This window comes from Lactococcus garvieae subsp. garvieae, from assembly GCF_029024465.1.
GTDB lineage: Bacteria > Bacillota > Bacilli > Lactobacillales > Streptococcaceae > Lactococcus > Lactococcus garvieae.
Genome location: NZ_CP118950.1, coordinates 266,772 through 285,696, shown reverse-complemented (window position 1 = coordinate 285,696; position 18,925 = coordinate 266,772). Strand labels below are relative to the sequence as shown.

31 protein-coding genes and 1 tRNA gene are annotated in these 18,925 nt (G+C 35.3%); 5 read left to right on the top strand and 27 right to left on the bottom strand.

The genetic code is table 11. The features are described from left to right. Positions 1-7: 7 nt before the first annotated feature. The 22 genes from PYW30_RS01475 to PYW30_RS01370 form a co-directional block, all read right to left on the bottom strand. A complete protein-coding gene (locus PYW30_RS01475) occupies positions 8-712 on the bottom strand; it encodes a head maturation protease, ClpP-related (protein WP_042217539.1) in 705 nt (234 codons plus the stop codon). 20 nt (positions 713-732) lie between these two features. Continuing rightward, positions 733-1,938 (bottom strand): phage portal protein, encoded by a 1,206-nt coding sequence (locus tag PYW30_RS01470; RefSeq protein WP_042217541.1) that lies wholly within the window; start codon positions 1,936-1,938, stop codon positions 733-735. 2 nt (positions 1,939-1,940) lie between these two features. After that, entirely contained in the window at positions 1,941-2,150 is a 210-nt protein-coding gene (locus tag PYW30_RS01465; protein WP_042217542.1) for a DUF1056 family protein, read from the bottom strand. Then, on the bottom strand, positions 2,119-4,065 hold the full coding sequence (locus PYW30_RS01460; RefSeq protein WP_232254513.1) for a terminase large subunit: 1,947 nt from the start codon (positions 4,063-4,065) through the stop codon (positions 2,119-2,121). Before PYW30_RS01460 ends, PYW30_RS01465 begins: the two co-directional genes overlap by 32 nt. Then, a complete protein-coding gene (locus tag PYW30_RS01455; protein WP_042217547.1) occupies positions 4,025-4,477 on the bottom strand; it encodes a phage terminase small subunit P27 family in 453 nt (150 codons plus the stop codon). The genes PYW30_RS01460 and PYW30_RS01455 overlap by 41 nt, the downstream gene beginning before the upstream one ends. Before the next feature lie 120 nt (positions 4,478-4,597). Continuing rightward, complete coding sequence (locus PYW30_RS01450; RefSeq protein ID WP_042217549.1) at positions 4,598-5,098, bottom strand: HNH endonuclease; 501 nt, start codon at positions 5,096-5,098, stop codon at positions 4,598-4,600. 300 nt (positions 5,099-5,398) lie between these two features. Continuing rightward, positions 5,399-5,470 (bottom strand) — tRNA-Lys (locus tag PYW30_RS01445). 134 nt (positions 5,471-5,604) lie between these two features. Beyond that, positions 5,605-6,042 carry a DUF722 domain-containing protein gene (locus PYW30_RS01440; RefSeq protein ID WP_052370170.1) on the bottom strand — a complete coding sequence of 146 codons (438 nt, stop codon included), beginning with the start codon at positions 6,040-6,042 and terminating at the stop codon, positions 5,605-5,607. Positions 6,043-6,440: 398 nt separating this feature from the next. Beyond that, a complete protein-coding gene (locus PYW30_RS01435) occupies positions 6,441-6,971 on the bottom strand; it encodes a methyltransferase domain-containing protein (RefSeq protein WP_042217553.1) in 531 nt (176 codons plus the stop codon). A gap of 104 nt (positions 6,972-7,075) precedes the next feature. Then, positions 7,076-7,264, bottom strand: a complete 189-nt coding sequence (locus PYW30_RS01430) for a hypothetical protein (protein WP_042217555.1) — start codon at positions 7,262-7,264, stop codon at positions 7,076-7,078. A 93-nt stretch (positions 7,265-7,357) separates the two neighbouring features. Then, positions 7,358-7,567: a hypothetical protein gene (locus tag PYW30_RS01425; RefSeq protein ID WP_052370171.1), complete on the bottom strand. Its 210-nt coding sequence runs from the start codon at positions 7,565-7,567 to the stop codon at positions 7,358-7,360. Positions 7,568-7,593: 26 nt separating this feature from the next. Continuing rightward, a complete protein-coding gene (locus PYW30_RS01420; protein ID WP_042217557.1) occupies positions 7,594-7,821 on the bottom strand; it encodes a hypothetical protein in 228 nt (75 codons plus the stop codon). Continuing rightward, the gene (locus PYW30_RS01415) at positions 7,814-7,969 is read right to left on the bottom strand and encodes a hypothetical protein (RefSeq protein ID WP_155269385.1); all 156 of its coding nucleotides are present in this window, start codon (positions 7,967-7,969) and stop codon (positions 7,814-7,816) included. The genes PYW30_RS01420 and PYW30_RS01415 overlap by 8 nt, the downstream gene beginning before the upstream one ends. Then, positions 7,962-8,291 carry a hypothetical protein gene (locus PYW30_RS01410; protein WP_052370172.1) on the bottom strand — a complete coding sequence of 110 codons (330 nt, stop codon included), beginning with the start codon at positions 8,289-8,291 and terminating at the stop codon, positions 7,962-7,964. The genes PYW30_RS01415 and PYW30_RS01410 overlap by 8 nt, the downstream gene beginning before the upstream one ends. Next, on the bottom strand, positions 8,288-8,587 hold the full coding sequence (locus tag PYW30_RS01405; protein ID WP_042217559.1) for a hypothetical protein: 300 nt from the start codon (positions 8,585-8,587) through the stop codon (positions 8,288-8,290). Before PYW30_RS01405 ends, PYW30_RS01410 begins: the two co-directional genes overlap by 4 nt. After that, positions 8,584-9,297, bottom strand: a complete 714-nt coding sequence (locus tag PYW30_RS01400; RefSeq protein ID WP_052370173.1) for a DUF1642 domain-containing protein — start codon at positions 9,295-9,297, stop codon at positions 8,584-8,586. The genes PYW30_RS01405 and PYW30_RS01400 overlap by 4 nt, the downstream gene beginning before the upstream one ends. 11 nt (positions 9,298-9,308) lie before the next feature. Beyond that, positions 9,309-10,202: a DnaA ATPase domain-containing protein gene (locus PYW30_RS01395; RefSeq protein ID WP_042217561.1), complete on the bottom strand. Its 894-nt coding sequence runs from the start codon at positions 10,200-10,202 to the stop codon at positions 9,309-9,311. Next, a complete protein-coding gene (locus PYW30_RS01390; protein WP_169740171.1) occupies positions 10,202-10,366 on the bottom strand; it encodes a hypothetical protein in 165 nt (54 codons plus the stop codon). Before PYW30_RS01390 ends, PYW30_RS01395 begins: the two co-directional genes overlap by 1 nt. 9 nt (positions 10,367-10,375) lie before the next feature. Next, on the bottom strand, positions 10,376-11,113 hold the full coding sequence (locus tag PYW30_RS01385) for a helix-turn-helix domain-containing protein (protein ID WP_052370174.1): 738 nt from the start codon (positions 11,111-11,113) through the stop codon (positions 10,376-10,378). Then, on the bottom strand, positions 11,110-11,439 hold the full coding sequence (locus PYW30_RS01380) for a hypothetical protein (RefSeq protein WP_143467447.1): 330 nt from the start codon (positions 11,437-11,439) through the stop codon (positions 11,110-11,112). The genes PYW30_RS01385 and PYW30_RS01380 overlap by 4 nt, the downstream gene beginning before the upstream one ends. 175 nt (positions 11,440-11,614) lie before the next feature. Beyond that, positions 11,615-11,818 (bottom strand): ribbon-helix-helix protein, CopG family, encoded by a 204-nt coding sequence (locus PYW30_RS01375; protein WP_143467448.1) that lies wholly within the window; start codon positions 11,816-11,818, stop codon positions 11,615-11,617. A gap of 375 nt (positions 11,819-12,193) precedes the next feature. Next, positions 12,194-13,015, bottom strand: a complete 822-nt coding sequence (locus PYW30_RS01370; protein WP_042217568.1) for a tyrosine-type recombinase/integrase — start codon at positions 13,013-13,015, stop codon at positions 12,194-12,196. Between the two features lie 228 nt (positions 13,016-13,243). Here PYW30_RS01370 and PYW30_RS01365 point away from each other — a divergent pair, with 228 nt between their 5' ends. Next, entirely contained in the window at positions 13,244-13,915 is a 672-nt protein-coding gene (locus tag PYW30_RS01365) for a DUF4145 domain-containing protein (protein WP_042217570.1), read from the top strand. A gap of 122 nt (positions 13,916-14,037) precedes the next feature. Here the strand turns inward: PYW30_RS01365 and PYW30_RS01360 are convergent, their stop codons facing one another. From PYW30_RS01360 to PYW30_RS01340, 5 genes are all read right to left on the bottom strand, one after another. Next, positions 14,038-14,238, bottom strand: coding sequence for a hypothetical protein (locus PYW30_RS01360; RefSeq protein ID WP_042217572.1), 201 nt, complete (start codon positions 14,236-14,238; stop codon positions 14,038-14,040). Position 14,239: 1 nt separating this feature from the next. Then, complete coding sequence (locus PYW30_RS01355) at positions 14,240-14,527, bottom strand: hypothetical protein (RefSeq protein ID WP_143467449.1); 288 nt, start codon at positions 14,525-14,527, stop codon at positions 14,240-14,242. A 144-nt stretch (positions 14,528-14,671) separates the two neighbouring features. Next, the gene (locus PYW30_RS01350; RefSeq protein WP_042217578.1) at positions 14,672-15,364 is read right to left on the bottom strand and encodes an antA/AntB antirepressor family protein; all 693 of its coding nucleotides are present in this window, start codon (positions 15,362-15,364) and stop codon (positions 14,672-14,674) included. Positions 15,365-15,366: 2 nt separating this feature from the next. After that, entirely contained in the window at positions 15,367-15,672 is a 306-nt protein-coding gene (locus PYW30_RS01345) for a hypothetical protein (RefSeq protein ID WP_042217580.1), read from the bottom strand. After that, positions 15,665-15,904: a hypothetical protein gene (locus PYW30_RS01340; RefSeq protein ID WP_042217582.1), complete on the bottom strand. Its 240-nt coding sequence runs from the start codon at positions 15,902-15,904 to the stop codon at positions 15,665-15,667. The genes PYW30_RS01345 and PYW30_RS01340 overlap by 8 nt, the downstream gene beginning before the upstream one ends. Positions 15,905-16,321: 417 nt before the next feature. Between PYW30_RS01340 and PYW30_RS01335 the strand changes: the two genes are divergently transcribed. The 4 genes from PYW30_RS01335 (at position 16,322) to PYW30_RS01320 (ending at position 18,918) form a co-directional block, all read left to right on the top strand. Continuing rightward, the gene (locus tag PYW30_RS01335) at positions 16,322-16,654 is read left to right on the top strand and encodes a helix-turn-helix domain-containing protein (RefSeq protein WP_042217583.1); all 333 of its coding nucleotides are present in this window, start codon (positions 16,322-16,324) and stop codon (positions 16,652-16,654) included. A 24-nt stretch (positions 16,655-16,678) separates the two neighbouring features. Continuing rightward, entirely contained in the window at positions 16,679-17,113 is a 435-nt protein-coding gene (locus PYW30_RS01330) for a hypothetical protein (protein ID WP_042217585.1), read from the top strand. 15 nt (positions 17,114-17,128) lie between these two features. After that, positions 17,129-17,464 carry a hypothetical protein gene (locus tag PYW30_RS01325; RefSeq protein WP_042217587.1) on the top strand — a complete coding sequence of 112 codons (336 nt, stop codon included), beginning with the start codon at positions 17,129-17,131 and terminating at the stop codon, positions 17,462-17,464. A 308-nt stretch (positions 17,465-17,772) separates the two neighbouring features. Further along, complete coding sequence (locus tag PYW30_RS01320) at positions 17,773-18,918, top strand: tyrosine-type recombinase/integrase (RefSeq protein ID WP_042217588.1); 1,146 nt, start codon at positions 17,773-17,775, stop codon at positions 18,916-18,918. Positions 18,919-18,925 lie beyond the last annotated feature (7 nt).

Below are 18,925 nucleotides of genomic sequence, written 5' to 3'. Positions count from 1 at the left end.
GTCTCCTTTATTTTTCTAATAAAATAGCCAACTTACGAGAACGTAAATCGGCTGCTTTGTTTTCTTTAATCAGTGCTTCTTTCGGAGGGTTATTCCGATTTTTAAAATTTATGAAATTCATAAATTCATTAAGTTTATCAGCGCTTGGCAAATGACTATGAGAATTTGTAAAGACTGACTTATTTTGATCTACAAACATGATATTGTCCGCAAATCCTTTGTCCACGGCATCTTGTGCAGTGAGCCAAGTTTCATTAGACATCAGCTGTAATAATTCCGGTTGAGGAATGCCTGTTTTTAAGGCATAGGCCATGGCAATAGATTCGTCAATGCCATCTAGGACTTGTGTTTCGTGCTCTAAATCATCCGCATTCCCAGCAAGTTGTGTCCATGCTTTGTGAATCATGATTTGAGCAGTAGGTGAAATATTGACAACTTCTCCAGCCATCGCAATGACCGAAGCTGCCGAGGCGGCGATGCCTTGAATATTTACGGTAATAGTCTTTCCCGATGCTTTGAGCACTGTATATATTTCGGAAGCTGCAAACACATCTCCACCATTAGAAGCAACATTCAAAACAATTTCTTCATCTTGGGCGTTTGCTAGAACACTATTCACTTTCGAGGGGCTCGTATAGTCAAGACCAAACCAATCATACATCATGCCGTAGCTATTATCGACAATGTCTCCTTTAATTTCAATTTCTGTCATCCTTGACCTCCTTTCTAAGTTCATTCATTTTGAACCTCACTCCCTTCTTCTTCATTTGTTGGGACGGGTTTAACATTCATCGTTATAGGGTTAAGATTCTTGCCTTCTGGCAGTTGTTCTGGGATATAACCCATTTTCTGTAAAAGAAAAAGCGCTTGATTTTGCGCTAAAATTCCTGTTTTTGTCGCTTTACTCATGGTAGACATGTAAGAATCACCCAGTGGGTCGATGGCTTGCCATACATTGACTTTGATTGTGTCGTTCAACTTGTACTCTAGCTCACTAATAACGGGTCGAATATAGCGATTTAAGGCACTTGCATACATTCCGCTGATTTGCTCAATCGACGACTGTTGGTCACCTTGACCCCCGACGTAGCTATCTGGTAACCCAAACACTTTGGCGAACTGTTTGGAAGTCCAATCCGTTTGAGAAAGTAACTGTGCCACATTAGATTTAATTTCTAGTGGAGTAAAGGACTCAAGAGAATCTAAGACCACTGGCCCACCACTACGTGACCGCTTCATAAAGGCTTTTGAACGCGCCGCTTTATCTTTGTCGTTCAATAAGCCACCTTTTTCAATATTGAGCACTCCGCTAATATTCATGGAGTTTTTCAAGGCATTCACGGTCAAATTATCAGATGCTTTTTGAATCTTGAATTCACGTCCTAAAGCATAGAGTGGGCTTATCCCTGTTTTTCCTCCATCAATGGAAAGCAAACGTAAATGAATCATATTACTCTGAGGGGCTTGTTGGATAGACCCTATTTTAGGGTCATCAAAGGTCACATTATAGTAGAGTCCGTTTTCGTATTCGTCATAATACGTATTGACTTGAGAGGGTCTCAAGAATTCCCACTTCAAGTCTGAGCCGTTTACGTTTCGCCAGCGATAAGCAAACGCCTCCCCTCCCAATAAGAGTTGGGCAAACATCGATTGCCAAAAACCATGTGTGTTCGCATTCGTACTCGGCCGGTCGATGATGCCTTGGTTTTTCTTTTTCTCAGCACTCATTTTGATATTCGCCAAGTCATTAGAGAGTTGTAAAATGATGGCAAACAAATCTGAATTTCTAAGAGCAGTTTGAGCCGACACCCAGCGTTCATCGCCACCCAATAACTGCTCAAGGAGTGCTCCATCATTTCCATCTGGAAAATAATCTTGAATGCCCCTTTTAGATTTAGGGGGTGATTGGGATGAGTTGAAAAGGTTAAATACAGGCAAAATTAATCACCTCTCTTCTTTTCTATCAACTCGGAAGCTAGTCCTGCTAAAACAAAAACAACCGATAAAGTAATTCCACCAGCTGTTGTATTCCACATAAACATCGTTGTTGTAATCGTGATTGAAAAAGCAATAAACATAAGTACATCGAATGCTTTCCAAATTGACGTAAACAAGTTTTTAAAAATCATCATCAAATCCCCAATCTTCATCAAAATCTTCTACATCTAATAAGCCAGATTCTTGGTTGGTTACCCAATCTTTCACTTGCTCTGGCGTCATGTGCTCTACTTGCCAGCTCTTATCGTTTGCCATACCATAGTCCTCAAAATGGTTCATCCCTTGGTAAAGGGCATCGATGATGGCGTCTACAACGTCTATTTTCAATGTTGCTTTACGCTTATCCACTTGAATGCCGATTGAATCCTCGCGTAACACCGCATTTAACAAGGCTTTTTCCATAATTTTATCATCAAGTCTACTCACAGACCCTTCGACAAAGAGTTTTTGTAAAAATTTGGTCGGGTCTTTCAATTCACTTGTTCTTTGTCTGATCGGTTGAAGATTCATCCCTGTATTATTGAGCAACATTTGAATGACTTTCGTCATTCCCATGGCGTCGTAACCGAAAAAGAGGACATCTAATTCATTGTCTTCAATGGTATTAACAATCCACTCATAGACTTCATCATCATTGATGAGCCCTTGAGGGTGGCTGGTAATCGTACACAGTCCTTTCTTTTCAAGTTCTCTATAATTAATACCATCTTGTTTTTCTTTAGCCTCAATTGAGCCAGCTTTGTGAAAGGGTACAAAGGAATGTTGGGTAATATGCCATTTTGGTCGACCTTCTTCATCAAGATAAGGAAAAACAAAAGCGATGGCCGTATTATCTGACATCATGGAATAGTCAACCCCGACATAACATTGTTTACATCTGATATCAAACATTGGAACAATCGCCTTTGAGACATCTGCCAAATGTAGATAGCTATTGACATCTGAGGTCAACCACATGTTAAGATTTTTACACTGAAAGTCATGAGTTGCCCCTGTTAAGGCGTCATTGTCTCGTTTGTCAATCAAACCTTGCATCAAATTATCATGTTCTTTTGGTAAGTCGAGTAAAGGATTAGACTTCACCCATGTTTCTTGTTGGTAGGTTTCCTCTAAGCTATCATTGGACCACACCAAGCATAGATAAGTATCTGCCTCTCGATTCCAATCTTGCTCCATGGCTTGTTGGAGCATTTTTTCATCTTCATGAAAGGGGACGGTAGGGTCTGGATAAGCCGTAGAAATCTGAATAAACTGCCGATTAGGAACTTTCACTTGCCCTGAGATAATCTTAGAAATCTTGTCACGACTCTTGACCTCACCGATTTCATCAAAAATGGCGGTTGTAAAGTGGTAAGAATCGTATTGACCGGATTCATGCGAAATCGGACGAATCACATTATTATTGTGTCTCATGATGATTCTTTCAGAGTTTAAGACTAAATCTGTCTCTTCTGAAATTTTTTTCCACGGGTTGAATGCCATCAGAACAGTCATCATAGATTTCAAATAGCCGTATAATTTACCTGTTTGTTTTGCATTGATGGACGAAACTAAAAAATCTTGGTTAGACAAACCACGACTCTCTACAAAAAATGAATAAGCCATTAGAATGGCTAACATGTAGGTTTTACCTTGCCCACGTCCGACTGAAATGATGGCACGACTATATCGTTTACCACCCTCTTTGTTTCTCCATCCAATTAACGAAGCAAGCATGAATTGTTGCCAAGCCATTAACTTGGTTGGTTCCATCGTATCCACATTTGGTGCCATTCTTGAAAACTTCATCAAACGACTGACATGCTTCACAGAATACTGATAAGGGAAAGCTTTTTCGTTGATGCGCTTCAAGTCTTGAAGGTGTCTAAAACAAGCAAGCTTCATTAAGTAGCCTGTGGTGTACTTCCCATCGAGCACATCAAACGCATACTGCGTGCCTTCATCTTGGTAAGTCGCACGAATATCATTGTAGTTGATGGCTTGATAAGCGCCTATGACATCATGCGTTTGAGTCAAATCTATTTTTTCAATCATCGAAGAAGTCCCCCATTCCGTCATCTTCATCATCACTTGATTGTAAGTTCAGTGTCATTAACTCTGACCTTGATTTTGGTGATAGTCCTAACTCAGAACCAATTTTAGATAAATTTTTAATGGCGTCAGAGTAAATCTGAGTCATAGGGTTGCGTTTATATCCTTGGAAGATTTTGTCAATGACTTCTCCGGTCATATCTTGCACAGGTTTCCAAATCTCTTGCACTTCGCCATGTTTTTTTAGATGTTCGTATGAATTGCGATAAATTTCATACTGCGTGCAATACATTTCAACTAATGTTTGGTCAATCCGTTCTACAGGTTTTTGAGTTTCTAAAAAGACGACTACTTTTCGCCAAATTTGTTTCGCAGTACGACCAAGATGGTCAGGCGGACGATAGCTTAAACCACCATCATTAATGTCTTTATACGACTTTTTAGCCAAAAATAATCTCCTTTCTTTTTTGTTTGACCCCCCCCTACCTAAAAATTTTAAAAATTTGGTTTTCACGCAAGAAAACACCTTGTGAGTGCTCTCCAAAAATTGTAATAGTGGGGGGGGATATTAAATATCAGTCTGAAAATCTGGAACATCCTTCACGTTTCTAATCGGCACAACTTTTTTTAAACGATTCTTGACACCCGTCCCATAATAGAGCTGTTCCCATTTTGTCTTCGTACTGTGGCATTTCGCGCAACAGGTCGCAATGTTCTCAAGGTTTGATCTGTTCTCTGAGTCAAACTCATAAGGCACGATATGGTCACCGATGTTACCTGTTCGAATGCGACCACGAGACAAACAGTATTGACACAAATGATTGTCACGTTCTAAAGCTGTCGCTCTAATGCTTTTCCAAAGTTTAGTATGGTAGAACTTGTTTTGTTCGGACTTCATTCGGTTCATATTATTTCTTTTGTAGTTATAATTTTGAAAACGAACGCGGTCATATTCCTTACGCTTCTCTTGGTAGGCGTGTTCCATAGCCTTGTGTTTAGCGCAGTATACAGCTGGCCGAAAAACCATCGCATGGCAATTAAGCTCTCGACATCGTCCAATCATTGGCATAATTTTAAATTCCTTCCTATATTTTTATTTAATGATATATACAAAATTGACCTTAATTACACTTCTACTTTATATCAACCGAAACTATATCCGAAACCCTTAGTAATGTAATCACCAAAGGAAATCAAACTCTTTCTATTCAATGACTCAAACAAGTCATTCCACCTTTTTCACGTTTGCGAAAAATTCAAACTTCCTTGTGATATTATGACATAAAAAGCCGCCATTTCTGACAGCTTTAACAGGATAGTGTTTATAAGTATTTTCTAGAGTCAGGCACTTCCTGTAAGTACCTGCTATAACCGACAGCGAGATTCGAACTCACGTCTCTACATTAAAAGTGTAGTGTCTTAACCCCTTGACCATGTCGGTTACTTATGAACAATCTCGCACTTTTTGATTCATCGAGACTAACCATGATAGCATTCTGCCGAATTGTTCATAATACAATATTAGCACGATTACATCGGCTTAAAAGGACAACTTTCGGACATAAATCGGACAGCTCAAATGTATTCTTCAAGTTCTCCCCAATCTATTATTGATTTCTTCAATGCCAAATAGTTCCTTTGTACTGTTTTTTCACTGAATTTTATCTTTTGAGCAATGTACCATTGCGGTGACTTATTTTTCCACCGTTCCTCACAGATTAAATAGTCATCAGTCCTTTTACCAGGAGTGCCAAACCATGTTTCAAGTTGATATTTTTTATACTTTATCTCATTAATTAAGCTATCCGTTTCAATAGCTCTATCAATTTCTTCTTGCAATAGGAGTGCACTCTCTTGTTCAGACCCACCAGAATATGCCGTTCGGATTCCCAAATTGTCTGGCTTACTTTTATATTTCATCTTAAAAGTGATACTGTTCACCCTTGATTGAATTTGCCTATCAAGATTACCAGTGACGTAGTCTTTTATTAGTCTATCTAACTTATCAGCCAAAACTTTAACCTCCTTATATGGTATAATTTAGATAGAACAAAACATTTACCTAAGCCCGCTGCTACCGGGCTTTTTTGTTTTTCTAAAATCCAAGAATCCATCTTACAGTGCGATAAATCACTGCAATGAATAGAGCTGCAAATCCACCTAACAGAATTCCTGTGACTGCATTTTCAATAAACTTATTCATTCCATTACCTCATTTGCTTTCCGTAATCTTGTGATAGATTTTCGAACAGAGTAGAAAGCATTTACAAACCTCCGTGCTGCCTCACTAGCTCTAACGCAAAATGCTGCTATCCTTTTATATCCATATTTCCTAATAAAGTTATTCTTCCACTTCATTAACTTAATACTCCGCTTCTTAGTAGCAAGCCTTTGCTTTTTCCAGCTTGATTTCATTTGACTACCTCTTCGAACACAAACGGTTTATTTAAAATTCCCTTGCACAAATACCATGAAGAAAACGGAGGATTTTTTGAAGGTTTCTGTTCTTCATAACTTTGGAAATATGAGATACGTCGATTAAACATCATAATCTCAAAACTATTATCCCTAAACATTTCAAATCTTTTTTGGCTCTCAAATAGGCCAACACACCCCAATAGCATAGCAAATGGTTTTTCGGTCATGAACAGCTCCTCCAACACTTCTGTTTTCCTAGAATAAGGAGGATTACTAATAATGTAGTCACACCAGTCCGCTATTTCACTATTTGATAACTCAAAGAAATCTTCTCCTCGTGAAATATGTGTATTCACTACTTCACAGCCGTGTTCAAGTAGTAATTTCACAAATAGGCTGTCTGATGTATCAAATGGACACCAAACCTTAGCATTTTTCGGAATATATTTTAATAGTGGTTTTATTGCATACTCTGGTGTATAAAACTCATCATTACCAGAATTTGCAACTTTATCTAATTTCATTTCTTTCTCCTTAAACTATGGTAAATATATAATATAATCGGAAGTGGCTTTATAAGCTGTACTCCCTTGCCATCACTGCCTTTATAAGGATTTTTTTATTTTTGTTAAAATGCGTTGTTTTTATCTTCCAATTGCTCCTTTATTATGTCCTTTTCATATTTCTTAATTCGACTTCGAGAAACATAAGGTTTTACGTTTTTCTTATTATATTTCCGCTCATGATTGCAGTTAATATTTGAACATTTTCTACAAACACCACTTACTTTATCTATTTTAAAATAAGGTAATTTCATTCCCAACACTCCTTAAACTTCTCAGTCTTTAATGTATTTCCTTTGTCATCTGATATACGTTTAAATAGGTCAGCGTGATAGCCACAGCTCTATTTAATCATCTGTCACCTCCACAAGCTCAACACCGAGCGCCTTGCCTGCGAGGTAGGCGAAGCAAATATTTTGACTCTCGTCAATCCATTTTCCTATTTTTGTAGCTGCAAGTTGGTTGTCATAGGGATTTACAGCATTGTACAAAGCGTCTCGTGGGACAGTAACTTTTCGTTGTAAATATTTATTTTGAGCTTCCCAACGTTTATCCAACTCATCCGCAATGCTTTGAGGAATCGTTAGTTGAGATGAAGCTGTTTGTAGTTTTCTTCCAATTTCTCTCTCATATCATGCGCCGTTTTTGGAGAGTAGATATAAATCACTTCATCTTCGACAAACTCTGTCGAGATACCATGTTCAAGCACTTCTTCAAGAGCTTTTATTTCAGATTCAAGCTTAATTTTTTCGACTTGTCGTTCTTCTTCCTGTCGTACAATATGCCGTGTAATATCTTCTAATTCACTCATCGCCGCTCCCTTCATTTCTATACTTGTCATATTTTGAATCCACTGTGTACCATTTCAAATGTCTTTCTAGCCAGAATGGTAATTTTAGAATCATGATAAGAACAGGTTCAAATGCTTTTTTTATATCTTCTATATCTTTATCAGTCATCTTCCCCTCCGATTTCTGCGAGTGCTTGCTTAGCATTGTCAATAGCATCATCTACAAGACCTCTTCCGTTTATGCTTGTCCATAGTTGCTCTTGTGCTGAAACTAAATCTTTCAAAGCTTCAACAGCCGTGGCAAGATTCTTTTCATATCTGTCACAGCGTTCTTGGAGTTTTTCAACAGAAAGTTCGTCGGTGGTGGAAGAAGCGAAAGGACTACTCTTCCACACCTCAGAACGTACACGATCAACCTCTTTATTGATAGATTGATTTGTTTGTTTTAACAACGTTTCTAACAATTTTTCAGATATAATACAATTGCTCATTCTTCCTCCACAGGCACAAGCTCAATGAGTGGGTTAATCCATTCACACTGCCATTTATTATGTTTATCATTTATCATTTCCCAATCTGGAGGAAGTTCCATAAATTCACAGTAATCTGCTTTTTTATACAAAGCCCCACCCATGATTTCAGCAAGTTCTGATTTTGTGAAAGGGTAACTGTTATAACCATAATCAAAAGCACCGTTCTTATAAAGATACAAACTCATATCTGCAAAAGTCACACCAGTTGCCTGAAACTCCTTTTTTAGCTTCACATAATATTTTTGTTCACTCATTCTTTCACCTCAATCTGCTCATAGCTTCCAGTTTCCATGCGGTTGATGTCTTGCTGAGTGAATTGGAAAGATTTGATAAAACCTGTGGTATCTTCTTCTTCTCTATACTCGCCACAAATTCCTATGTAAAGATAGCGCCCCGTCAGCTTATTCCTAAGATAAAACCGCTTCTCCTTAGCGACTGTGTAGTCATCTATCTTAGCCCGAGCGATTAGATGGACTGTTTCTTTATAACAATCTTCGGATGTCGTGACATCTTCACCCAAGCTATCTAAATAATCTCGGACCTTTTCGGGTAGCTGACTTGTGTGGTTGTACCAATCATCAATTAAGTCTTCTAGATCATCACTTTCGAGCCAATCAGCAACAAACTGCGGAACTTCTGGAATCTCTGGCTGCTGATTTTCGAGCTGGGATTTGAGTTTGTCAATCTCACGCTTAAGTTCTGCCCGATCTTCTACTACTTCACATTTCAGAGCGTACTCTTTAGCAGCTTCATTGTTAGCTTCAATTCTTAAATTTTCACACTCTTTGAGTCTACTTTCAAGAAAATAGATATACTCTTTATGTTCTCGTAATATCTGTGCATTTTTGGTGTAATTGGCATTTACTGCCTTAGATAACTCCTTAAGCACATTTTCTCTGTAAGTAACTGGTATTAAACTGGTAGCGGTCGGTCTTTTTACTTCTTTTTCTGCAAACTTCTTCATCTTGTTTCTCCTTAAAATGGTAATTGTGAAACTCGCTTATCTTTAATATCCTTAAAGTTAAAGGCTTTATTATCAATTCCTCTAAAAATACGGCTGTAAATTCTTCCATGATACTTATTGCGGAGTTCTTTACTATCTAAATTAGTAGTGATAATTGTTTCAGTTCGTGAATCTAACACTTTAGTTAGCACATCTTGCGAGTATTCCGTGATTTTTTCAGCACCAATATCATCAATAACAAGTAAATCTACTTCACTCATTAATCGTTTAAAGTATTCTGGACTGTAAGGGCTGCTTTTATTATCAAAGTAATCTTTCATGAGATCAAGCATTTCTGAAAAACTTATGAAGAGTACTGTTGTATTTTCATTTTCTAAACACTCTTTTAAAACGGCCATAGACAAATGGCTCTTACCAGTACCAGCCGGACCACTGATTACTGTATTCCCAGTTCCACCTTTTTTATAATACTGAGCAATTCTTTTCATAAAATCTAAAGCTGTTTTTTCTTCTTCAGTTTCAGCTATAAAGTTTTCAAAAGTAGCTTTCCTTATAGTATTGTCATTGATTATGCTGTCTCTATTGAGCCTTTTATAATCCTTTTGCTGCTTTCTGGTTCTGATAAGCTCTTCTGTCTCTTGATAACTAACAGTCGCAAAATTATCAGACATAACAAGAACTGGCTTATGACCCTTCATAAGAGTTTGTTCACCAGAATTAAATTTGTCGCGTTCTTTGACATATTCAAAAAACCTAGAGCAACTTCGAGAAATTTCATCTTCAGACATATTGTGTTCTGAAATAAAATCTTTTATTTCTTGATTATCTAAAACTTCTTTTATCAGTTTTTTGAAATTATCTTTTATTTTTGGATTCTTGCCAATCACACTTCCGATGGTTTGCATTACTTTCCTCCAAATCTTACAACCGCTGGTATTGTCTCCATACTTCGCAATTTGCCTTGTATGGAATAGATATCTGCTTGCATTAATTTTTTCTTGAATAAAGCCCCTAAAGGATAGTGTTGTATTTCGAATTCTTCAATAATTTGTGTTTTAATTTCTTCCATACAAATCTCCTAAAATGGTAAATCTAAATCTGAATATTCTTGACGTTCAGAAGATGCAGAACCTACCTTCATAGGCTCATCATTCCACCGTTCATTACAAAACCATGTTTGACCGTGAGGAATATATTTTAATTCCCTATTTTCTGCAATAAGGTTCTCAATGCCATGTTGGATAATTTGATCAGTAACACCAGACTTTATAGCTTTTTTATAAGATGCCCTTGCTTTTTGCTTATTACCTGCTTTTCTAGGGTATAACTTCCACAAAGCTTCAAATCTGCTATCCAAATCTAACTTAGCGGACTTGTCCGCTATATTATTATTTGTGTTATTCATTGTGTTATTCATTGTGTTATTATCCTTTACATTTTTTTCTATAGGGGCATTACCTTTTTGTAAAGGGGGGATAGAAGTTTTTGTAAATAGGCTATTTACTTTTTTGTTAATATCGTTAATATAAATACTTCTTTTCACCACTTCCTTACTATTTTCTTTATAAGTCAGCTGTATTCTGATATACCCATTTTTTTGAAGACTACTGATGGAAACACTAATTGTTTTTATTGATGTTCCATATTTTTCTGCCAGTTTACTGTTGCTTATCCAAGCAAATCCATTAATATTTGCAAGAGCTGAAACCTCTCCATATATTAATCTTGATAAAGGTGTAAGTCTATTATCGTGTAGAACTTGTTCAGGGATAACAACATAATAGTTCGCTCCTTGGAAGTTACTCTCCTCCGTCATATTGCTTCTCCTAATCTTTTGGTAAGTTTTGCTAATTGAATCTTGCGCTGTCTATCTGCTATTTCTAGCTCCAGACGCTCGATATAGTTTTTTTCTTGTTCATCTATCCATTCGGGATTTTCAACTAATTCTACGGCTTTTTCAAATTTTGCTTTAAGGTGTACCAGAGGTAAGCGATCGAATACCTCACTATCTGATTTAATAAGTCTCCCTTCTGGATTGCGCCACTTTATTTCAATTCTAGATAACTTTGTTCCTTGTGGATTATCATCTTGCCAAACATATACTTTTCCGTGTAGTGTTTGTTTCTCTAATACTATTGCCATGTTATTACCTAATTTAGCCGTACAAAAAAACGGCTCCTTTCTTGAGTGCATGAAAACACCTTGAAAAAAGCCGTAATTTAATATATAATTACTCTTAGAAATGCTTCTTTTCAAGTATTTCGATTGTTGAGTAACTCGCTCACCGACCAAAGTTAGTCGAGTTACTCTTAATTAGCTAATCATCAAGCTTTTTAATAAGCTCAATAATTATTTGTGCACGGGTCTTGCCTGTGCGCTTTTTTTCTTCATCTAGACGATTAAGTGAATCTTCATCTATACGTAATTCAAAGCGCCTATCTCTTGGCTTATTGCCAACCATAGGACGACCCTTTTTCTTCTTTGCTTGCTCAGTCACAAAAAATTCTTTTGAACTCTTCAAGACAGTATTTGGATTGGACTTGAATCTTAACTAAATTCATTTAGTATCCCCTTTCTATCTAATTTTTATAAATTCATTATACATTTATGTACGTACTTAGTCAAGTTAAATGTACGTACTTTAAAAATTAAATTATCATTACAAGAAAAGAAGCACTTCTAAGAGTAATTATTACGGCTATTCAGTTTTCAATGGTCAGTTAATTTTCTATAAAATCCAGTAAACAAAGACTCCAATCCTTGTTACTGGGATGCAGTCCATTTGGTGAACACTATAGCTTTTCCGTGGTTTCAATGACAAAATACGATTTCAGTTATTATTCGTGTTCTGGACAAACTTTTCTGTTCGCTTTTAGTGTGAATCCCGGCACATAATTTAAATATTTTTTATGTTGCTAAATTGTTCGCTCAACTCATTAGAATTGAGCTTGGTATAAATAGTTGTTGTTGCTATCTGTTTATGGCCCAGCAACTGCTGCAAAACTGTAGAATCTCCACCATTTTCCAAGAATGCTTTTGCAAAGTAATGTCTGATGGAGTGAGGATAAACTTTGTCCTTATTCACTTTTGCTTTGCCTGCAAGGTTTTTCAAGTCCGCACGATACGTTCTTTGGTCTTTTGCAAAGATAATATCTGTAATACCATTAGTCCGCACAAATTTTTTCAATCTCTTCTTCAAAAATTGTGGCATGGCAATTGCTCGTTCTTTCCCTTTATTCTCAACTAAAATAGTCTTTTGGTTGAGATCAGATACCTTGAGAGAACAAACCTCAGTTATTCGTACACCAGTATTTCCAATTGTCAGAATGAAAAGTTCTAATTCTTCATCATCACAATTCTTTAACAACTTTTTATAGTCGCTCTTTGTGATAGATTCCCTGTGTTCCATTGTTTGAGCTTTCAAAAGCTTGATAGAAAGTTTATCAGTTATGAATTCTTCTCGCTCTAACCAATTGAGATATACATTAATACTTGTGATTTTCTGATTAATGGTTTTCATGGTGTAGTGTTTTTTAGGTTTGTACTCATGTTCTCGCAAGTATTGCTTAAACTTAATCAATGCTGCTTTACTTAACGCACAATCATTAATTTCCAAAAATGCATCCAACTGCCGCAAAGTATTCAAATAGTTTTTTCGTGTGTTTGCAGCGATCTCATTATCGATCAGATGCATCTCATATTCTTGAATTTCTATCAATCTATCACCTCCAAATAATGGTAAATATATAACATAATCGGAAAAGGAATATACTACCTTGAACCATTGATATATAAGGAGTTACGTACTCTTTATTTTAATCATTAAAACAAGTCTATTTTCACTTTTTTATGCTATAATTAGAGTAGAAATTGAGAATTACACATTCTTTTTATAGTTCCCAATTGCCGTTGGGAACTTTTTATTTAAATACAAAATGGAGAAAATATGGAAAAAACTATAAAGGTAAGTGGAAGTGATGGATACAAAGTAAATTTTGATTTAGAAATACCAACTCAATGTATCCATTGTTATAAAGAGGTTGGATTTATCGTTAATTCAACCTCAACTTATAATGAGAGAGTAGATAAAACAATTGCTATTACTTTTCAATGTCCTAGCTGTGAACGATATTCTGTCTATGAATATCTAATCATAAATAAAGGACTCAAAACGACAGAATTAATAAATTATTCTTATACCAAGGATATAAATGTGTCCTTACCAAAAAATATTGAGAAAGTTTCTGAAGAGTTTGTCAATATTTATAAGCAAGCTGCAACCGCTGAAGCATATGGTCTTATGAACATCTGTGGTGTTGCTTATAGAAAAGCGGCAGAATTCCTTATTAAAGACTATGTCATAATGAAAAATAAAGAAGAAGAGGAAAATATTAAATCCATATTTTTAAGTGTTGTTATTTCTAATTATCTTGACGATTTTCCAAAAATTCAAAATCTCGCTAAAGCTACTGCTTGGATTGGAAATGATGAGACTCATTATGTAAGAAAGCATAATGATAAAGATTTAAATGATTTGAAAGCTTTCTTACTTGCATCCGCCACATTTATTGCAGCTGATTATGATGCTGACCAAGCTCTTGCATTGGTTTCAAAATGATAATATAGGAGATTTTTCAATCTTCTTTTTTTATATCTATTTTTTCCATTATTAATTGCTGATTTTTTAATATCTCAGTTGTTCTAGATAAAAGTTCTTCTATTCCTATCGCTAATAATTCATTACCCACTGTGTGCTCCTCTTATTAATTTTGCTAATTCTTTCCCCAACCAGCTGCAAGGTAATAGTTTTAGGTGGTTTCGGTAGACATCAGATAATTTGAAGTATTTTCTTTCAAATTCTAATATCATTTCTTCTTTGATTTTGTTTGCATCCTGGATCAAATTAAAAGGTACAGGACGATCTAAGAATTTATAAATCATATTATTTACCTTTACAAAATGGACCTGAACTAAACCAATCTCCTAAACTCCTTACCGGTGGTTCAACAACAGTTTTAACTGATTGAGTTTCCTCACGAATAAGGCGCCCTTGTGGATCTATATACTCAGTTACGCTTTCACGTCTATTAACCAAGTTTTCTCTTGTTTGTGCATTTCGTCTTAAAACTTCAACTTCGATACATTTTTCACGGTAGTCATGTGATAATTGATCATAGTCACGTTCTTTTACTTCTAATTCATACATTCTGCATTGTGATACAAATGGCATTATTTTCTCCTTAAAGTTTGACTGCTTTTGCATTCAGCCGGCTAGCTATGATATTCATCCACCAATCATTCTTAGTGATGATATCTGCTAATATTTCGCTGGTCTCTCGTTCTACGATTAGATACATGAATATCCCTTTCTATCTTATTGAATATGCAATTGATTTATTTTTGCTTTGGTTACTGACGAAGGCTCCCAAGTACTAACAAAATCAAGAACCTGTAAGAAGTCTTTATCTTTAATGCGTCCACGATTAGGAACATTGAATAATTTCTTGATGCTAGATCCCAAGTCTTGGAAGAGTAAACTTCTTGCTTCACTATCTAAATGTTGATCACGACAGATAGTTGAAACTTTTTTACGAACATAACTGTCAATTGTTCCCTTATCTTCAGTTGTGATAAGTTTGTTTTCCTCTAAATCATGAAGTTTAGACTCTACAACATCCATACGCTGGGCTGTTTCTTCATTTGCAGCCAAAGCCAATTGAGCAAGCTCACGTTGAGTTGTTGGTATTTGTTGATGTTTTTTAAATTCTTTTTCTACTTGGATGAAGTAATCACGAATTTCACGGCTTTTTTTAGTTTGACTTTGCATTGCTAAATGTTTTGCATTATCTGCAGTAACTGCGTAGTCTTGGAGTTTACGATTTGCTCCATTATTTACAACCGTAGTTGAAACTACACTTGTAAAATCTTCACCTTCAACTAATAGTGAGGTGTTTTGTTCCCACCAAAGTGAGAATCTTGTTTTCACTCCGAGAACTTTATGTAACTCTCGTGCGCTTACTACCTGATCATTGTTCTCATTGTGTGTGATTTTAATTAATTGATTCATTCTTATAAATTCCTTTCTTTAAATTCGAATTTGGGTGGACGTGCAATCCCTCTAGTTTGCTTTTTCCATACTAACCATGCATCAAATGCTTTTAAATTTGTGGCACGTCCTCTCAAGAATCTATTAAATTCTCCATGAGTGAAATCCTCAAATTCTCTAAGTTTATCTTGCGTGGCTCTATATGCTCTTGACCAGTCTCCCTCTGTTACAAACGGATTGTAATAGCGTGTGATAGATTCATCATCAGCATAAGGGCTGTCTATTTCGTATAGGGAGTTTACTTTGACTAAATTGATAGGTTTATCCATTGACTACCTCTTTCAATTTACGTAATTCATCTAACTTATCTAATGTAATTCCTTTATCGCTCATAATACGCGACATAAGCACACTAGCCTCTGGTTTTGGTTTTTTATTGTGCAACATTTGATTAAACTGGATTTTCTTTTGGCCATATTCAGAACCTAAAGAATCCTGTCGTACTCCAGTTAATTCAATCCATTCCAGAATTAATTTACCTGCATTACTTGATTCTGGCATATATGCTCCTTTCATTTCTTCAAAAATAAGAAATAACAAGTTGCTTCGCTCATTAAGTTTAGGTTTCCGTCTGCCGTACTATCACCACTTGAGCAGTTGACTCTGCTGTTATTCCTGATATAGAAAATAGTTAAGAGTTTAGTTAGTATTTTTTCTGCTTTTTTTGTATTTATTATTGACATTTCTATACAAATAGTTTAGAATAAAAACATAGTTAAAAGCCTTAACAACTACATAATAAACTTGCTTGGCGGCTTGGTTCATTGTATTTGATAAGTGTTTTTATTGATTGAAAACTTAACTAGAAACTTAACTCATTTCTACAAAACTAATTATACTATCTTTTTTGTATAGTGTCAAATCATAACTATACAAAAAAGATAGTAGATTGTTTTGTATCTTTTTGGAGGTGCAAAAATGACGGTCTATGATCGTGTGAAATTCCTTATTGATAAAAGGAAAATGACGGTTGCTGAATTTGAAGAAAAATTCGGATTAACAACAAATGCAACATATAGATGGAAACGCAGCGTACCTAATGGTGCTACATTAGAAAAATTAGCTAAATATTTTGGGACATCTACAGATTATCTAATCGGATTAACTGATTCTCCATTTAATGAAAAAGACGTTGACCGCATGCTTAGCAGTGCTGAAGCATACGACGGAAAGCCTATGTCTGCTCATGACAGAGAAGTAATTAAAGCAATGATCAAAGGTTATATGGAAAGTAAACCTGAAGACAAATAATATAAAATCATAACAGGAGATTTTATGAATTACAAAGAAATATTAGACGAAATAGGAGTTCCTTTACTCCTGTCTCCAGTTCCACTAGAAAGAGGCGGGTATTATTTACCGAACGCATTTGAATACGGTGATGAAGGTGCTCTTGTTGCTGACGGAACGCTAGATGGTGAAGGATTAGAATTAGTGGTACTTCATGAATGTGGCCATAAAATAACCGGATGTACACTATCTAAGTTAAGCGCACCACAGCTCCATATAGTCAATGAAGCTAAAGCTAATCGATTTATGATTAGTCGTAAAGCTGAAGATTATCTAGTTGAGGTTGATTATATGGTTAATTATTTCACTCCTGAGAGATTTCTACAGCGTTTTAAACTTTCCGTTGAATTATTCTACGACATGGCAGAACAGGAAATGAAAAAAATAGCAAAGAAAAATAAGCACTTATTAGTTTATTAATAATTAGGAGGCAATATGTATTTTAATGAATTCAAAAATTATGTTGATAAAAACAGTAGAGCTGCAGATATCTTTTTAAATAAAGCTTTTGATTATCTGACTGAAGAAAATAATAAAAGAAAAAGTTCCGCACGCTGGAGTTCTTCTAAAATTGACCAAGAATGTGAGAAAATGTGGGAAATGACACTTAAGAATTCTTACAACAGCGTGACTGATGGAATAAAAGCTGAAAAAAATAAACCTCTTTTCTACACTCACGACGATGAAATAGACTACTGGATTGAATTTTTAAATGAAAAAGAATTTCTTGAAGGTTTTACAGATGGAATTTCAGATATGGAGTTCGACTAATGAAACTTATTAAAGTAAGTTTAGGAGTAATATTAGACTACAATAGGTGTCTTAAATATCTTCATAAACTCTCCTTGAACGAACTTATCAATGAGTTAGATTATGCACATTCTACGAAGAATAGTATTCTTGAGGACTTAGTATTAAAAGAACACTATCGTAGACATAGAGTATAATTCCAAAAACAAAAAAATCCGCCCAAAAGCTTTGGACGGCAAAGACGGATTTAAACAACTAAGTATAAAAAGACACAGTCAATGTGTAGTTTTCTTGTACTCTATTTTACTAGAAAAAGGAGTAGAAATCAAATGTGGGTAGAAGCTAGGAAAGATGGAAAATTTAATCTTCGTGAGCGATATAAAGATCCTTACACAGGAAAAACACGTACCAGTTCAATAGTAATTGAAAAAGACACTCCCCAAATTATAAAAAAGTCACAGAAAATACTATTGGATAAGATATATAATAAATTAAAGACGGACCCTAACCAAAGTAATATAAACTTTGGAGATCTTTGCACAGAATGGTTTCGTTATTATAAAGTTCAAAATAAAAGAAGTAGCTGGATTAAAGTCCCATTCTATTTAGATAAGCATGTATTTCCTACTATCACCAAAGATATGTTAGTAAAAAACATCACTTCTGAACTTGTCATGAAGGTAATAGATAACATGTATACGTTTGGAGACTATTCTTTAAATTACACAAAACAAACAAGAACAACTATTTCAGCAATGTTTAATTTTGCAGTCGATAAAGGATATATAGAACAAAATCCTGTATCTAAAACCAAAGTAATACCTAAAAGAGAAATTGAACGAAAAAACAAAAAGAAATTAAGTGAAAAATATTTAGAAAAAGATGAAGTGGATTTATTACTTGCTGCTCTATACTCTAAAAATTCCAATAAACTTCATGGGATGATTTCAGAGTTTCTAGTTTTGACGGGTCTAAGATATGGTGAATTACAAGCACTTCAGTGGAAGAACTTTGATGGAAAATCAATTAGTGTAGAAGGAACACTGGATTATACTTTAACAACAATGGATAAAGCCATAAAAACTTCAACAAAAAACGAAAGTTCTGAAAGAATTATAGTCTTACCCAATAAAGCAATTGATATTCTTTTAGAGTTACAAAAAATAAATTCATTAAAGTTTACAACCGAACCAGAAGATTATATATTCTTATCACGATTTGGAAATCCTCTTTCTATCCATGCTTTTAATCCTGTCATAAAAAGAGCGGGGAATAAAATTGGTTTAGAAAAAAATATCACTAGCCACATATTTAGACATACACACGTATCTATTCTAGCAGAATCAAATATACCACTAAAGGCAATAATGGAACGTGTGGGACACGCTGATGCAAATACAACATTATCAATCTATAACCACGTTACTAAGAAATCAAAAGAGCAGATAACAGCTGCCCTTGATAATTTATTTTAAATTTTTG

Coding starts and splice junctions, on each gene's coding strand:
- PYW30_RS01430 (WP_042217555.1), bottom strand. CDS start 7,264: ATGAAATTACCTTATTTTAAAATAGATAAAGTAAGTGGTGTTTGTAGA.
- PYW30_RS01320 (WP_042217588.1), top strand. CDS start 17,773: ATGTGGGTAGAAGCTAGGAAAGATGGAAAATTTAATCTTCGTGAGCGA.
- PYW30_RS01460 (WP_232254513.1), bottom strand. CDS start 4,065: ATGATGAAGATGACGGAATGGGGGACTTCTTCGATGATTGAAAAAATA.
- PYW30_RS01475 (WP_042217539.1), bottom strand. CDS start 712: ATGACAGAAATTGAAATTAAAGGAGACATTGTCGATAATAGCTACGGC.
- PYW30_RS01385 (WP_052370174.1), bottom strand. CDS start 11,113: ATGACGGAGGAGAGTAACTTCCAAGGAGCGAACTATTATGTTGTTATC.
- PYW30_RS01435 (WP_042217553.1), bottom strand. CDS start 6,971: ATGAAATTAGATAAAGTTGCAAATTCTGGTAATGATGAGTTTTATACA.
- PYW30_RS01465 (WP_042217542.1), bottom strand. CDS start 2,150: ATGAAGATTGGGGATTTGATGATGATTTTTAAAAACTTGTTTACGTCA.
- PYW30_RS01400 (WP_052370173.1), bottom strand. CDS start 9,297: ATGAAGAAGTTTGCAGAAAAAGAAGTAAAAAGACCGACCGCTACCAGT.
- PYW30_RS01325 (WP_042217587.1), top strand. CDS start 17,129: ATGTATTTTAATGAATTCAAAAATTATGTTGATAAAAACAGTAGAGCT.
- PYW30_RS01360 (WP_042217572.1), bottom strand. CDS start 14,238: ATGATTTATAAATTCTTAGATCGTCCTGTACCTTTTAATTTGATCCAG.
- PYW30_RS01405 (WP_042217559.1), bottom strand. CDS start 8,587: ATGAGTGAACAAAAATATTATGTGAAGCTAAAAAAGGAGTTTCAGGCA.
- PYW30_RS01380 (WP_143467447.1), bottom strand. CDS start 11,439: ATGGCAATAGTATTAGAGAAACAAACACTACACGGAAAAGTATATGTT.
- PYW30_RS01415 (WP_155269385.1), bottom strand. CDS start 7,969: ATGACTGATAAAGATATAGAAGATATAAAAAAAGCATTTGAACCTGTT.
- PYW30_RS01330 (WP_042217585.1), top strand. CDS start 16,679: ATGAATTACAAAGAAATATTAGACGAAATAGGAGTTCCTTTACTCCTG.
- PYW30_RS01450 (WP_042217549.1), bottom strand. CDS start 5,098: ATGCCAATGATTGGACGATGTCGAGAGCTTAATTGCCATGCGATGGTT.
- PYW30_RS01395 (WP_042217561.1), bottom strand. CDS start 10,202: ATGCAAACCATCGGAAGTGTGATTGGCAAGAATCCAAAAATAAAAGAT.
- PYW30_RS01410 (WP_052370172.1), bottom strand. CDS start 8,291: ATGAGCAATTGTATTATATCTGAAAAATTGTTAGAAACGTTGTTAAAA.
- PYW30_RS01350 (WP_042217578.1), bottom strand. CDS start 15,364: ATGAATCAATTAATTAAAATCACACACAATGAGAACAATGATCAGGTA.
- PYW30_RS01355 (WP_143467449.1), bottom strand. CDS start 14,527: ATGCCATTTGTATCACAATGCAGAATGTATGAATTAGAAGTAAAAGAA.
- PYW30_RS01365 (WP_042217570.1), top strand. CDS start 13,244: ATGGAAAAAACTATAAAGGTAAGTGGAAGTGATGGATACAAAGTAAAT.
- PYW30_RS01345 (WP_042217580.1), bottom strand. CDS start 15,672: ATGGATAAACCTATCAATTTAGTCAAAGTAAACTCCCTATACGAAATA.
- PYW30_RS01335 (WP_042217583.1), top strand. CDS start 16,322: ATGACGGTCTATGATCGTGTGAAATTCCTTATTGATAAAAGGAAAATG.
- PYW30_RS01390 (WP_169740171.1), bottom strand. CDS start 10,366: ATGGAAGAAATTAAAACACAAATTATTGAAGAATTCGAAATACAACAC.
- PYW30_RS01340 (WP_042217582.1), bottom strand. CDS start 15,904: ATGCCAGAATCAAGTAATGCAGGTAAATTAATTCTGGAATGGATTGAA.
- PYW30_RS01420 (WP_042217557.1), bottom strand. CDS start 7,821: ATGAGTGAATTAGAAGATATTACACGGCATATTGTACGACAGGAAGAA.